The organism is Streptomyces albidicamelliae (assembly GCF_025642175.1).
In the GTDB taxonomy this organism is placed as follows: domain Bacteria; phylum Actinomycetota; class Actinomycetes; order Streptomycetales; family Streptomycetaceae; genus Streptomyces; species Streptomyces albidocamelliae.
On sequence record NZ_CP106795.1, the window covers coordinates 4,928,698 to 4,942,937 of the forward strand.

Annotated in this window: 9 protein-coding genes; 6 read left to right on the forward strand and 3 right to left on the reverse strand. The window is 72.4% G+C overall.

Features of this window, described 5'->3' with window-relative positions:
* Positions 1-10: 10 nt before the first annotated feature.
* The 3 genes from N8I86_RS22740 to N8I86_RS22750 all read left to right on the forward strand — a co-directional run bounded on the left by N8I86_RS22740 (position 11) and on the right by N8I86_RS22750 (position 2,764).
* The gene (locus tag N8I86_RS22740) at positions 11-916 is read left to right on the forward strand and encodes an RNA polymerase subunit sigma-70 (RefSeq protein WP_263278575.1); all 906 of its coding nucleotides are present in this window, start codon (positions 11-13) and stop codon (positions 914-916) included.
* 274 nt (positions 917-1,190) lie between these two features.
* A complete protein-coding gene (locus N8I86_RS22745) occupies positions 1,191-1,748 on the forward strand; it encodes a dihydrofolate reductase family protein (RefSeq protein WP_073888588.1) in 558 nt (185 codons plus the stop codon).
* Positions 1,749-1,876: 128 nt separating this feature from the next.
* On the forward strand, positions 1,877-2,764 hold the full coding sequence (locus N8I86_RS22750) for a cellulose-binding protein (protein ID WP_263278576.1): 888 nt from the start codon (positions 1,877-1,879) through the stop codon (positions 2,762-2,764).
* Positions 2,765-2,788: 24 nt separating this feature from the next.
* Here N8I86_RS22750 and N8I86_RS22755 read toward each other — a convergent pair whose 3' ends face one another.
* The 3 genes from N8I86_RS22755 to N8I86_RS22765 all read right to left on the reverse strand — a co-directional run bounded on the left by N8I86_RS22755 (position 2,789) and on the right by N8I86_RS22765 (position 6,594).
* Positions 2,789-4,429: a sodium/solute symporter gene (locus tag N8I86_RS22755; protein WP_073888592.1), complete on the reverse strand. Its 1,641-nt coding sequence runs from the start codon at positions 4,427-4,429 to the stop codon at positions 2,789-2,791.
* The gene (locus N8I86_RS22760) at positions 4,426-4,827 is read right to left on the reverse strand and encodes a DUF485 domain-containing protein (RefSeq protein WP_073888593.1); all 402 of its coding nucleotides are present in this window, start codon (positions 4,825-4,827) and stop codon (positions 4,426-4,428) included. The genes N8I86_RS22755 and N8I86_RS22760 overlap by 4 nt, the downstream gene beginning before the upstream one ends.
* Before the next feature lie 270 nt (positions 4,828-5,097).
* Positions 5,098-6,594 (reverse strand): MFS transporter, encoded by a 1,497-nt coding sequence (locus N8I86_RS22765; RefSeq protein ID WP_263278577.1) that lies wholly within the window; start codon positions 6,592-6,594, stop codon positions 5,098-5,100.
* Between the two features lie 445 nt (positions 6,595-7,039).
* Between N8I86_RS22765 and N8I86_RS22770 the strand changes: the two genes are divergently transcribed.
* The 3 genes from N8I86_RS22770 to mfd all read left to right on the forward strand — a co-directional run bounded on the left by N8I86_RS22770 (position 7,040) and on the right by mfd (position 14,219).
* The gene (locus tag N8I86_RS22770; RefSeq protein ID WP_263278578.1) at positions 7,040-7,828 is read left to right on the forward strand and encodes an ABC transporter ATP-binding protein; all 789 of its coding nucleotides are present in this window, start codon (positions 7,040-7,042) and stop codon (positions 7,826-7,828) included.
* Positions 7,825-10,407: an ABC transporter permease gene (locus tag N8I86_RS22775; RefSeq protein WP_263278579.1), complete on the forward strand. Its 2,583-nt coding sequence runs from the start codon at positions 7,825-7,827 to the stop codon at positions 10,405-10,407. The genes N8I86_RS22770 and N8I86_RS22775 overlap by 4 nt, the downstream gene beginning before the upstream one ends.
* A gap of 269 nt (positions 10,408-10,676) precedes the next feature.
* Complete coding sequence (gene mfd / locus N8I86_RS22780; protein WP_073888601.1) at positions 10,677-14,219, forward strand: transcription-repair coupling factor; 3,543 nt, start codon at positions 10,677-10,679, stop codon at positions 14,217-14,219.
* Positions 14,220-14,240 lie beyond the last annotated feature (21 nt).

A 14,240-nucleotide genomic window follows, 5' to 3' on the forward strand; every position in this document is an offset into this window, starting at 1 on the left:
GGATGGGCCGGTGGACTTCGAGCCGTACCGGGGCGAGCTGGTGGCGTACTGCTACCGGATGCTGGGCTCGTTCCACGAGGCCGAGGATCTGACGCAGGAGACGATGCTGCGGGCGTGGAAGGCGCGGGAGCGGTACGACCCCGCGCGTGCGTCCGTGCGGACCTGGCTGTACCGCATCGCGACCCGTGTCTGCCTGAGCGCTCTGGAGGGCCGTGCCCGGCGCCCGCTGCCGTCGGGGCTGGGGGCGCCCTCGGAGGATCCCGGGGCGCCGTTGACGCCGGCGGTCGACGTGCCCTGGCTGGAGCCGTTCCCCGACGCGCGGTGCGACGTGGAGGCGCGCACGGATCTGCGGCTGGCGCTGGTGGCGGCGCTGCAGCTGCTGCCGGCGCGGCAGCGTGCGGTGCTGGTGCTGCGGGAGGTGCTGGAGTTCTCCGCCGCGGAGGTGGCGGGGCAGTTGGGCACGTCCGTGGCGGCCGTCAACAGCGCGTTGCAGCGGGCGCGTGCCGCGCTCGCGCGCGGGGACGGCATCGATGCGGTGGGCGAGCCGGTCGACGCCGGGACGCGGGCGGTGGTGGGGCGATATGTGCGGGCCTTCGAGGCGGCCGACGTGGCGGGGCTCGTGCGGCTGCTGACCGAGGACGCGGTGCTGGAGATGCCGCCGGTGCCGCTGTGGTACCGGGGGCGGCGGGAGTACGGCCGTTTCATGGAGCGGGTGTTCGCGCTGCGTGGGACGGACTGGCGGGTGGAGCGGGTGGCGGCCAACGGGCAGCCGGCGCTGGCGGCGTACGCGCCGGAGCGCGGGGCCGGGCATCGTCTGCACAGCGTGCAGGTCCTGACGGTCGCGGGCGGCCGGGTCGCGCACAACGTGGTGTTCGCGGACCCGCGCGTGCTGGCCGCGTTCGCGCCGTCCCCGTAGGCGCCCGGTGCCCGCCGACTTCCGGGGGCCCGCACGCGCGCGTGGGTGACGAGGGTGCGGTCGGCCTGTTCGCCGCGCCCTCGTGCCGTCCTTCGGTCCTCCGGTCCTCCGGTCCGCCGGTTTCCCCGGCCCCCGGTCCTCCGGTTTCCCCGACCCCCGGTCCCCGGCCTCCCGGCGGTTCAGGACGAGTTCGTCTTTTCGTGGCGGGGAGCGATGAGTCCGGCCGGTGCCGCCGGTATGTACCGGTGAGTCGTCGAGTGGAGGGACCGTCGCCATGAGTGTCGTCGTCATCGAGTTCATCACCCTGGACGGGATCGTGTCGGATCCGGACGGGTCGGCGGGTACCGCGTACGGGGGCTGGGCGTTCCGGTACGGGCCCGAGGCGGTCGCCGGGGACAAGTTCCGTCTCGGCGCCGTCCTGGACGAGGGGGTTCTGCTGCTGGGCCGTACCACCTGGGAGCTGTTCGCGCGGCTCTGGCCGGGACGGGACGATCCGTTCGCGGCGCGGATGAACGCCGTGCCGAAGCTGGTGGTCTCGCGCGGTGCTCCGGACGTGTCCCGGTGGGCCGGCTCGCGGTTGCTGGAGGGCGATCTGCCGGCCGCCGTGCGGGCCGAGCGGCGCGACGTGGTCGTGACCGGGAGCCTGGGCGTCGTGCACGAGCTGATGGCCCGGGACCTCGTGGACGAGTACCGGCTGCTGACGTTCCCGGTGGTGCTCGGGCAGGGCCGGCCGCTGTTCCCGGCCGGGAGTCCGCCGGCCGGTCTGCAGTGCCTGTCCGCCGAACGGGTGGGCGCCGCCGTCCTCACCCGCTACGGGCGAGCGGCGGGTTGACGCCGCGGTGCGGTATCGCGACCGTCCGGTGACCACGGAGTGTCGCGTTATGAACACTTACGTCCGATCCATCAAGATATGCGCGAAATCATCCCGTCGTGCATGTCCGGTGGAGAGGGGTTTCCCGGATGAGCAGCGCATCGATGCCGCCGCAGGGTTTCGCGACGGCCCGTGGCCGCGGCTACCGCCCCGAGCAGGTCGACGCCCGCCTGGCGGCGCTGTGGCGGGAGCGGGACGCCGCGTGGGACCGCGCCGCGCGGCTGACCGTGCTCGCCAGGGACATGGAGGCCAAGGCCGCGCGGCTGCGGGAGACCGTGGCGGGGCTCGCGCCGCAGGACTACGAGACGCTCGGCGCGAGTGCGCGGCGGTTGTTCCGGCTCGCGCTGGAGGAGGAACGCGACATCCGGGAGCGCGCCCGGCGCGCGGCCCACGAGTGCGTCGCACGGGCCGAGGCCGACGGGGAGAAAGCGCTCCGCGCGGCCCGGAAGGCGGCCGACGCGCTCCGCGCCGAGGCCGACGAGCACGCCCGTCGGCGTCTCCTCGCCGCGCGCGCCGAGGCCGACGCGCTGCGCGTCGGCACCCGGCGCGAGGTGCGCAAGGGGCGCGGGGAAGCGCTGGAGGCGGTGCGTGAGGTGCGCCGGCGCACCGCCGGCCTGCTCGACGGGCAGTCCCGGGAGCACACCGGGCACTGGGCCGGGGCCGAGCGCGAGGAGCACGAGCGGACCGCCGACCTGGAGACGCGGTACGCCGAGCGGACCAGTCGTGCCGAGGCCGACCTGGCCGAGGCCGGGCGGGCCCTCGCCGAGGCCGAGGCGTCCGCGCGGCGCGTCGACGAGGAGGCACACGCGCGTGCCGCCGCGATCGTCGCCGACGCACGCGCGCGCGAGGAGGGCATCACCCGCCGTACCGAGCAGATGCTGCGCGAGCACGGCGAGGCCTGGGACGCCGTACGGGCGCACATGGACGAGGCGCGCAGCGACCTGACCTCGCTGACGGGCCCGGCCGCCGCGGAGTAGCGGCGGCCCGGCCCGTCGGGCGGGTCATCTGCGGACCGCGCCGGCCAGGATCCAGCCCTCCACGGCCTCGTACTGGCGGCGCTGCTGCTCCGCCTCGGCGCGCCCGGAGACCACCGTGCCGAGCCAGCCGAAGAGGAAGCCGGCCGGGATGGAGACGATGCCGGTCGTGGTGAACGGGAACCAGTTGAAGTCGGCGTGCGGGAAGGCGGAGACCGGTGACCCGGAGACGAGGTTGGTGCCCGGCATGAGCAGCAGCACCGTCAGCGAGCCCCCGATCAGCGTGCACAGCAGCCCGGTGCGGGTGTAGCGCCGCCAGAACAGGCCGTAGACCATGGCCGGTGCCAGGGCGGACGCGCCCAGGCAGAAGGAGAGCGTCACCAGGGGCTGCAGGCTGTAGTGCTGCACGAGGGTGGCCAGCAGGATGGTCGGAATGCCGATGGCGAGCGCCGACAGGCGGGCCAGGCCCATCTCGCGGGTGGCCGGCATCTCCCGCACCAGGGCGGCGAAGACGTCGTGGGCGAGGGAGTTGGCGCAGGCGAGGATCATCCCGGCCACCGAGGCGAGCAGGGTCAGGAAGAGCGCGGTGGTGACCAGGGTGAACAGGAAGGTCTCCGCCGTCGTCACGTCCGTGCCGAACACCGCGCGCGAGCCCAGCAGGTACGCCGTGTTGCCGCGGGGGTCGGCCGCGGAGATCACCGTGCGTCCCACCAGTGCTGTGGCGCCGAACCCCACCACCGTCATGACCAGCACGAACAGGGCGACGATGGACACCGCCCAGGACATCGAGCGGCGTACCTGGCGGGCACTGGAAGCGGTGTACATGCGCATGGTGATGTGCGGCAGGCAGGCACCGCCGAGCACCACGGTCAGTTCCGAGGCGATCATGTCGAGGCGGGCGCGGCCGCCGGATCCGAACTGGAGCCCGGAGTGCAGGAAGGCCGGTCCGGCCCCGCTCTGCCGTGAGGCCGCGGTGAACAGGGCGCCGGGGTCCCAGTCGAAGCGGCGCAGGATCAGCAGGGCGACCACGGCGCCGGATCCGACCAGCATCACGATCTTGAGGATCTGGATGAGCGCGGTGCCCTTCATGCCGCCGATCGCGGCGTAGGCGATCATCAGGGCGCCGACGCCCACCACGCAGCCGGTCTTCAGGGACTCGTTGGAGAAGCCCAGGATGAACGCCATCAGCTGCCCGGTGCCGGCCAGTTGCACCAGCATCAGCGGCAGCAGAGCGGCGATCGTCACGGCGCACACCGTGATGCGCACACTGCGGCCCGGCAGCCGGCGGGCCAGCGCGTCGCCCATGGTGAACCGGCCCGCGTTGCGCAGCGGTTCGGCCAGCAGGAACATCAGCAGCATCAGCGACAGGGCGGTGCTGAGGGCGAGGACGACCCCGTCGTACCCGCACAGGGCGATCACCCCGCCGGTGCCGAGGACGGTGGCGGCGGAGATGTAGTCGCCGGCGATGGCGAGGCCGTTGCGCAGCGGGGACAGGGAGCCGTAGCCGGTGTAGAACTCGTCGAGGTCGTCGCGGTCCGGGCCGGTCATCACGCACAGCAGCAGGGTCACCGTGGCGACGGTGGAGAAGGCCACCAGGGACATGGCCTGGGCGGAGCCGCTGAAACCGGTGAAGCCTTGGCCTGCGGGGGAGCCTGCGGCGATGGTCATCGCGTCGCTCCTCGCCGTGCGTCCAGTTCGGCCTGCTTGCGGATGCGGTCCGCGAGCGGGTCGACCTGCCGGCGCGCCGTGTGCTCGTACAGGGCGATCGCCAACCAGGTGACGGGGAGTTGGAGGAGGGCGAGCAGGAGGCCGGCGGGGATGCCGTCGGCGACCGTGCTCGTCATGACGCCGGGCGCGCAGGCGGACAGGACCAGGAACAGCGTGAAGTAGCCGAGCGCGGTGAGTGTGGCGGTGCGCCGCTGCCAGCGGTAGGCGCTGCGCAGCAGGCGCAGATCGCTGTGGTGGCCGAGGGGTTCGCGGGCCGGCCGGCGGGCGGGGCGGGGCGGTTCGGGCGGTGCGGGCTGCCAGGGGTAGGTGTACGACGGGCGCGGCGGGTCGTAGGACATCCCGGGGCTCCTTGCATGGCTCGGGTCCGTGGCGGCGGACCGCAGGGAGGTGGGGAGCGGAGCCACGCACGCTACTCGCGAGGCGCGCATCGCGCGGCGTTTTCGCCAAACTGGCCAGTCGGTATGCGCTTACTGCACGAATACCGGTGCCGAGAAGGGGTGTTACCGCCGTTAACCTGCGGGAACGGCCGCCCGCCCGCCCGCGAGCCCCCCCCGCCGGGCCGCCCGCGAGTCCCGCCCGCGAGTCCCGCCCGCCGGGCCGCCCCGGTCTCAGTCGTCGAGGACCGGGAATCTGCGCGGGGCCACCAGCAGCAGCACCAGGAACGCCAGTGCCGCCGCGCAGGCGGCGCCGAGGTACACCGCGTGCACCGCCTCGGCGATGGCACGCCGGGTCGCCTCCGGTGCCGTACCCGCGTCCCACGCGCGCGTGACGGAGTCCAGGTCCCCCGCGCCGCCGAGCCGCGCGGCCAGCACCCCGTTGGCGACGGCGCCGAACAGGGACGCGCCCACGGTCTGCCCGGTCTGCCGGCAGAACAGCACCGACGCGGTCGTGGTGCCCCGCTCCGACCAGCCGACCGTCGACTGCACTCCGACGATCAGCGGCAGCTGGAACAGTCCCAGCGCGCCGCCCAGCAGCAGCATCAGCAGCGTCGGCTGCCACCACGACCCGGGATACGGCAGGAACAGGAACGCGCACAGGATCAGCGCCGCGAGTCCGATACCGGTCAGCGCGGTGTCCCTGAAGCCGATGCGCCGGTAGACGTGCTGACTGAGCGCCGCCGACAGCGGCCAGCTGAGCGTCCACACCGACAGCACGAACCCGGCCGCCACCGGCGCTAGTCCGAGCACCGACTGCGCGTACGTCGGCAGGAACACCGCCGGCGCCACCATCAGCAGCCCCAGCGCGCCGAGCGCCAGGTTGACGGCGGCGATCGTCCGCCGCCGCCACACCCACCCCGGGATGATCGGCTCGGCGGCCCGCCGCTCCACCGCCACCACGACGCCGGCCAGCGCCAGGCCCGTCCCGAACAGCGCCAGCGACGGTGCGGACAGCCACGGCCACGCGACCCCGCCCTGCACCAGCGCGGTCAGCAGCACCCCGCCGCACGCGAACACGGCCAGCGCGCCCGCCCAGTCCACGCGCGCGCGGGGCGCCCTCCGCCGTTCCGGCTCGTGCAGATGACGCACGACCAGCCACAGGGCGGCCGCGCCGATCGGCAGGTTGACCAGGAAGATCCAGCGCCAGTCGGCGTACGCGGCGAGCACCCCGCCGAGCCCGGGGCCGGCGACCGCGGACACCGCCCACACCGTGGACAGCCTGGACTGGATCTTCGGGCGCTCCGCCAGCGGGTACAGGTCCGCGGCGAGCGTCTGCACGGTGCCCTGCAGTGCCCCGCCGCCCAGGCCCTGCACGATCCGGAACGCGATCAGCGCCCCCATGTTCCAGGCCGCCGCGCACAGCAGCGAACCCAGCAGGAACACCGCCGCGCCCACCACCAGCACCGGCTTGCGGCCGAAGGTGTCGGACAGCTTGCCGTACACCGGGAGCGAGACGGTGACGGCCAGCAGGTAGCCGGAGAACAGCCAGGAGAAGACGGAGAAGCCGCCGAGGTCGCCGACGATCTGCGGCACGGCCGTGGAGACGACGGTCGAGTCGAGCGCCGCCAGCGCCATCGCCAGCATCAGCGCGGCGACGACCGCTCCCCGCCGCCGGGTGTCCGGCCGCCGGGCCGCGCCGCCGCGTATCGCGGGTGTCGTGCCCCCCACCGTGTACCCCCCTGCCCGCCCGCGGGACCGAGTCCCGTGCCCCTTGCATCCGTCTCCGGTACGACAGCTTCCCACGCGGCCCGCGACTTGACCCTGACGCGACGGAAGGGTGGAGGCTTGCCGCGCCGAAGGGTGGAGGCGACCCCGAGTCGCCCTCCACCCGGTGGTGGAGGACCCCTAGGGGCACCTCCTTACTACGGCTCGGGGAGGGTTCGTCCCGGCGGAGGACGAGCCGGTGCCGGTGCGGTCCTTAACCTGGCTTTACGCCGCAGGGGGGCGGTCGGCCGTACCGGTGGGGGTGGGGTTTTCCCCCCGGAAAGAGGGGGCTCCGCACCAGCGCGCGGCACCCCCGCCGGCCGAGAGACTCAACGGCGTACCCAGGACGACGCTTCGGCACACCGGAGCACCGAGCCACGCACCTGCCAACCGACATAGGAGACTTACCGTGACATCGGCTGTGACCATTCCCAGGCACGGGGGCACTGGAGGGCGATCGGCCGTTGCCGCGCGGGCGCGGCAGGTCGTGAAGGCGTACGGGTCCGGCGAGACCCGTGTCGTCGCCCTGGACCACGTGGACGTGGACATCGCCCGCGGCCAGTTCACCGCGATCATGGGCCCCTCGGGGTCCGGCAAGTCCACCCTGATGCACTGCCTCGCCGGCCTCGACACCGTGACGAGCGGTCAGATCCACCTGGACGAGACCGAGATCACCGGCCTGAAGGACAAGAAGCTCACCCAACTGCGCCGGGACCGGATCGGGTTCATCTTCCAGGCGTTCAACCTGCTGCCGACGCTGAACGCGCTGGAGAACATCACGCTGCCCATGGACATCGCCGGCCGCAAGCCGGACAAGGCCTGGCTGGACCGGGTCGTGGAGACCGTCGGGCTCGCCGGACGGCTCAAGCACCGGCCCACCCAGCTCTCCGGCGGCCAGCAGCAGCGCGTCGCCGTGGCCCGCGCCCTCGCCGCCCGGCCGGAGATCATCTTCGGTGACGAGCCGACCGGAAACCTCGACTCGCGCGCCGGCGCCGAGGTGCTGGGCTTCCTGCGCCGCTCCGTGGACGAACTCGGCCAGACCATCGTGATGGTCACCCACGACCCCGTGGCCGCCTCCTACGCCGACCGCGTGCTCTACCTCGCCGACGGCCGCATCGTCGACGAGATGTACCAGCCGACGGCCGAGCAGGTCCTCGACCGCATGAAGGACTTCGACGCCCGGGGGCGTACGTCATGACCGTCCTGAAGACCTCGATGCGCAACTTCTTCGCGCACAAGGGCCGCATGGCGCTGTCGGCGGTCGCCGTGCTGCTCTCGGTGGCCTTCGTCTGCGGCACCCTCGTGTTCACGGACACGATGAACACCACCTTCGACAAGCTGTTCCAGGCCACCGCCTCGGACGTGACGGTCAGCGCCAAGGGCTCCTCCGACACCGGCCAGACCACCTCCCGCACCGGCAAGCCGCCCGTGATCCCGGCCTCCGTTATCGAGAGGATCCGCGGCGCCCACGGGGTGAAGTCGGCCGAGGGCACCGTGTTCTCCACCTCCGTCACCGTCGTCGACGGCGACAAGGACAAGCTGTCGCCCAGCAGCGGCGCGCCGACCATCGTCGGCAGCTGGAACGGCAACGACGCCCGCACCATGAAGATCACCACCGGTACGGCGCCCAAGGGCCCGGACGACGTGATGGTCGACGCCGACACCGCCGACAAGCACGACCTGAAGCTCGGCGACGAGATCGGTCTGATCTCCGCCGTCGGCACCCGCCACGCGCGCGTGTCCGGCATCGCCGCCTTCAAGGTCACCAACCCCGGCGCGGCCATCTTCTACCTGGACACCAAGACCGCCCAGCGGGCCCTCGTCGGCGAGAGCGGCGTCTACACCAACGTCAACGTCACCGCCGCCGAGGGCGTGAGCGACGCGCGGCTGAAGAAGGACGTGGCCGCCGCCCTCGGGCACGCCTACAAGGTGCAGACCGCCAAGGAGGTCGCCGACGCCAACCAGAAGAGCGTCCAGAGCTTCCTGAACGTCATGAAGTACGCGATGCTCGGTTTCGCCGGGATCGCCTTCCTGGTCGGCATCTTCCTCATCATCAACACCTTCTCCATGCTGGTCGCCCAGCGCACCCGGGAGATCGGCCTGATGCGCGCCATCGGCTCCTCCCGCAAGCAGGTCAACCGCTCCGTGCTGCTCGAGGCCCTGCTGCTCGGTGTGATCGGCTCCGCCCTCGGCGTCGGCGCGGGCGTCGGCATCGCGGTCGGCCTCATGAAGCTCATGGGCCAGATGGGCATGCACCTGTCCACCGACGACCTGACGGTCGCCTGGACGACGCCGGCCCTCGGCCTGCTGCTCGGCGTGGTCGTCACCGTCCTCGCCGCCTACCTGCCCGCCCGCCGCGCCGGCAAGATCTCCCCGATGGCCGCCCTGCGCGACGCCGGCACCCCCGCCGACGCCAAGGCCGGCATCGTCCGCGCGGTCGTCGGACTGGTCCTCACCGGCGCGGGCGCCTGGAGTCTGTACGTCGCCGCCACCGCCGACAAGGCCACGACCGGCTCGGGCTGGCTGGGCCTCGGCGTGGTGCTGACCCTGATCGGCTTCGTCGTCGTCGGACCGGTCCTCGCCGGCGGCCTGGTACGCGTCCTCGGCGTGGTCATCCTGCGGATCTTCGGCCCCGTCGGACGGATGGCCGAGCGCAACGCCCTGCGCAACCCGCGCCGCACCGGCGCGACCGGCGCCGCCCTCATGATCGGCCTGGCCCTGGTGGCCTGCTTGTCCGTCGTCGGCTCCTCCATGGTGGCCTCCGCCACCGACCAGCTCGACAAGACGGTCGGCACGGACTTCATCATCACGCCCGACAACGAGCAGCTGATCAAGGCGAAGGAGGTCGCGGCCGTCAAGTCCGTCCCGGGCCTCGCGCGCGTCACCGAGTACCGGCCGACCGTGGCCGCCTTCACCACCCCGGACGGCAAGACCCTGGAGAAGACCGACATCACGGGCGCGGACCCGTCCTACGCGACCGACCTGCGGACCAAGACGGTCGCCGGCGACCTCAAGGACGCCTACCTGCCCGACTCGATGTCCGTCCACGAGGCCTTCGCCGAGGACCACGGCATCCACCTCGGCTCCCGGATCACCGTCGCCTTCCAGAACGGCACGAAGGCCGCCCACCTGACGGTGCGCGCGATCACCAGCGACGACACCGTCATCGACAAGGGCGCGATGTACACCTCCGTCGCCACCATGGCCAAGTACGTCCCCGCCGACCAGATGCCGCTCAACCAGCTGCTCTTCGCCTCCGCCGAGGACGGGCGGCAGGCCGCCGCCTACAAGGCGCTCAAGACCGCGCTGCACGACTACCCCGAGCTGACCGTCCGCGACCAGACCGACTACAAGAAGGCGCTGAAGGACCAGATCGGCCAGCTGCTCAACATGATCTACGGCCTGCTGGCGCTGGCGATCATCGTCGCGGTCCTCGGTGTCGTGAACACCCTGGCCCTCTCGGTCGTCGAGCGGACCCGGGAGATCGGCCTCATGCGGGCCATCGGCCTCTCCCGCCGCCAGCTGCGCCGCATGATCCGCCTGGAGTCCGTGGTGATCGCCGTCTTCGGCGCCCTGCTCGGCCTCGGCCTGGGCATGGGCTGGGGCGCGACCGCGCAGAAGCTCCTGGCCCTCCAGGGCCTGAAGGTCCTGGAGATCCCGTGGCCGACGATCATCGCCGTCTTCGTCGGCTCGGCCTTCGTGGGACTGTTCGCCGCGCTGATCCCGGCCTTCCGCGCCGGCCGGATGAACGTCCTGAACGCGATCGCGACGGAGTAGCCGCCCGGCCCGACGACCACCGCACACGGGGGTTGCGGGGGAGTGCCCGGGGCCGGGACGTCCTGACAGGACGTCCCGGCCCCGGGTTTTCGGCCGTCGTCCGCCCTCCGCCCACCCGGCCGGGCACCCGCCACCCGACCGCCACCGACCGCGGAGTTGTCCACAGGCTCCGACGGCAACGCCGACGGAGTCGTACGCTGGACAACCCCGGCCGTCACACGTGTCGGGTCGTTCGTGTTGCCCACCCATCGGGACGGAAAAAACCCTCCATGAGTCTGCACGGTCTGCTCGACGCCGTCGTCAAGGACACCGCTCTCGCGGAAGCGATCAAGGCCGCCGCGGACGGCAACCGCATGCACGTCGACCTCGTCGGCCCCCCGGCGGCCCGCCCCTTCGCGATCGCCGCACTGGCCCGCGAGGCCGGCCGCCCGGTGCTCGCCGTCACGGCGACGGGCCGGGAGGCCGAGGACCTGACCGCGGCCCTGCGCTCGCTGCTGCCCCCCGAGGGCGTCGTGGAGTACCCCTCCTGGGAGACCCTCCCGCACGAGCGGCTCAGCCCCCGCAGCGACACCGTGGGCCGCCGCCTCGCCGTGCTGCGCCGCCTCGCCCACCCCCGCCCCGACGACCCCGAGACCGGCCCGGTCTCCGTGGTCGTGGCGCCCGTGCGCTCCGTCCTCCAGCCGCAGGTCAAGGGCCTCGGCGACCTGGAACCGGTGTCCCTGCGCACCGGGCAGAACGCCGACCTGAACGACGTCGTCGAGGCCCTCGCGGCCGCCGCCTACGCGCGCGTGGAGCTCGTCGAGAAGCGCGGCGAGTTCGCCGTGCGCGGCGGCATCCTCGACGTGTTCCCGCCCACCGAGGAACACCCCCTGCGCATCGAGTTCTGGGGCGACGACGTCGAGGAGATCCGCTACTTCAAGGTCGCCGACCAGCGCTCCCTCGAAGTCGCCGAGCACGGCCTGTGGGCCCCGCCCTGCCGCGAACTGCTGCTGACCGAGGACGTCCGGGCACGCGCGCGTGCCCTCGCCGAGGAGCACCCCGAACTCGGCGAACTGCTCAACAAGATCGCCGAGGGCATCGCCGTCGAGGGCATGGAGTCCCTGGCCCCCGTCCTCGTCGACGACATGGAGCTGCTGCTCGACGTCCTGCCCAAGGGCGCCATGGCCGTCGTCTGCGACCCGGAGCGGGTCCGTACGCGCGCCTCCGACCTGGTCGCCACCTCCCAGGAGTTCCTGCAGGCCTCCTGGGCGGCCACCGCGGGCGGCGGCGAGGCACCCATCGACGTCGGTGCCGCCTCCCTGTGGTCCATCGCCGACGTCCGCGACCGCGCGCGCGACCTGGACATGATGTGGTGGTCGGTGTCGCCGTTCGCCGCGGACATCGAACCGGACGCCCTCGACGGGGACACCCTCAGACTCGGCATGCACGCCCCCGAGACCTACCGCGGCGACACCGCGCGGGCCCTCGCCGACACCAAGGGCTGGCTCGCCGACGGCTGGCGCACGGTCTTCGTCACCGAGGGCCACGGCCCCGCCGCCCGCACCGTGGAGGTCCTCGGCGGCGAGGGCATCGCCGCCCGCCTGGACGCCGACCTCGGCGCCCTGAGCCCCTCCGTGGTGCACGTCTCCTGCGGCTGCGTCGAGTACGGCTTCGTCGACCCGGCGCTCAAGCTCGCCGTGCTCACCGAGACCGACCTGTCCGGCCAGCGCACCGCGAGCAAGGACGGCGCCCGCATGCCGGCCCGCCGCCGCAAGACCATCGACCCGCTCACCCTGGAGCAGGGCGACTACATCGTCCACGAACAGCACGGAGTCGGCCGCTACATCGAGATGGTGCAGCGCACCGTGCAGGGCGCCACCCGCGAGTACCTGGTCGTCGAGTACGCGCCCGCCAAGCGCGGCCAGCCCGGCGACCGCCTGTACATCCCCACCGACCAGCTGGAGCAGATCACCAAGTACGTCGGCGGCGAGGCCCCCACCCTGCACCGCCTGGGCGGCGCGGACTGGACCAAGACCAAGGCCCGCGCGAAGAAGGCCGTCAAGGAGATCGCCGCCGACCTGATCAAGCTGTACAGCGCGCGGATGGCCGCCCCCGGCCACGCCTTCGGCGGCGACACACCGTGGCAGCGCGAGCTGGAGGACGCCTTCCCCTACGCGGAGACCCCCGACCAGCTCACCACCATCGCCGAGGTCAAGGAGGACATGGAGAAGTCCGTCCCCATGGACCGCCTGATCTGCGGCGACGTCGGTTACGGCAAGACCGAGATCGCCGTACGGGCCGCCTTCAAGGCCGTGCAGGACGGCAAGCAGGTCGCCGTCCTCGTGCCCACCACCCTGCTCGTGCAGCAGCACTTCGGCACCTTCTCCGAGCGCTACGGGCAGTTCCCGGTGAACGTGAAGGCCCTCTCCCGCTTCCAGACCGACACCGAGGCCAAGGCCGTCCTGGAGGGCCTGAAGGACGGCGCGGTCGACGTCGTCATCGGCACCCACCGGCTGTTCTCCTCCGAGACCAAGTTCAAGGACCTGGGCCTGGTCATCGTCGACGAGGAACAGCGCTTCGGCGTCGAGCACAAGGAGCAGCTGAAGAAGCTCCGCGCCAACGTCGACGTGCTGACCATGTCGGCCACGCCCATCCCGCGCACCCTGGAGATGGCGGTCACCGGTATCCGCGAGATGTCCACGATCACCACGCCCCCCGAGGAGCGGCACCCGGTGCTGACCTTCGTCGGGCCGTACGAGGAGAGGCAGATCGGCGCCGCCATCCGCCGCGAACTGCTGCGCGAGGGCCAGGTCTTCTACATTCACAACCGGGTCGAGTCCATCGACCGCGCGGCGGCGCGCCTGCGCGAGATCGTCCCCGAGGCGCGCATCGCGACCGCCCACGGCCAGATGTCGGAGTCCGCGCTGGAGCAGGTGGTCGTCGACTTCTGGGAGAAGAAGTTCGACGTCCTGGTGTCCACCACGATCGTCGAGTCCGGCATCGACATCTCCAACGCCAACACCCTGATCGTGGAGCGCGGCGACAACTTCGGCCTGTCCCAGCTGCACCAGCTGCGCGGTCGCGTCGGCCGGGGCAGGGAGCGCGGTTACGCCTACTTCCTCTACCCGCCGGAGAAGCCGCTCACCGAGACCGCGCACGAACGCCTCGCGACCATCGCCCAGCACACGGAGATGGGTGCGGGCATGTACGTCGCGATGAAGGACCTGGAGATCCGCGGCGCCGGAAACCTGCTCGGCGGCGAGCAGTCCGGGCACATCGCGGGCGTCGGCTTCGACCTGTACGTCCGCATGGTCGGCGAGGCCGTCGCCGACTACCGGCGCCAGCTGGAGACCGGCGAGGCCGAGGAGGAGGCACCGCTCGAGGTCAAGATCGAGCTGCCCGTCGACGCGCACGTCCCGCACGACTACGCCCCCGGCGAGCGGCTGCGACTGCAGGCCTACCGGGCCATCGCCTCCGCGAACTCCGAGGAGGACATCAAGGCCGTCCGCGAGGAACTCACCGACCGCTACGGCAAGCTGCCCGAACCGGTGGAGAACCTGCTGCTGGTGGCCGGGCTGCGGATGCTCGCGCGCGCGTGCGGCGTCGGCGAGATCGTCCTCCAGGGCACGAACATCCGCTTCGCACCGGTGGAGTTGCGCGAATCGCAGGAACTGCGGCTCAAGCGGCTCTACCCGGGCACGGTCATCAAGCCGACCGCGCACCAGGTGCTGGTGCCGCGCCCGAAGACCGCGAAGGTCGGCGGCAAGCCGCTGGTCGGACGCGAACTGCTCGGCTGGGTCGGAGAGTTCCTGGCCTCGGTGCTGGGGTCGTAGGGAGGCGACCGGAGGGCGGGG

What these genes read in the sequence shown, in the direction of transcription:
- N8I86_RS22755 (WP_073888592.1), bottom strand. Translation starts at nt 4,429, where the DNA reads ATGACCATCGCCGCAGGCTCCCCCGCAGGCCAAGGCTTCACCGGTTTC.
- N8I86_RS22775 (WP_263278579.1), top strand. Translation starts at nt 7,825, where the DNA reads ATGACCGTCCTGAAGACCTCGATGCGCAACTTCTTCGCGCACAAGGGC.
- N8I86_RS22760 (WP_073888593.1), bottom strand. Translation starts at nt 4,827, where the DNA reads ATGTCCTACGACCCGCCGCGCCCGTCGTACACCTACCCCTGGCAGCCC.
- N8I86_RS22745 (WP_073888588.1), top strand. Translation starts at nt 1,191, where the DNA reads ATGAGTGTCGTCGTCATCGAGTTCATCACCCTGGACGGGATCGTGTCG.
- N8I86_RS22750 (WP_263278576.1), top strand. Translation starts at nt 1,877, where the DNA reads ATGAGCAGCGCATCGATGCCGCCGCAGGGTTTCGCGACGGCCCGTGGC.
- mfd (WP_073888601.1), top strand. Translation starts at nt 10,677, where the DNA reads ATGAGTCTGCACGGTCTGCTCGACGCCGTCGTCAAGGACACCGCTCTC.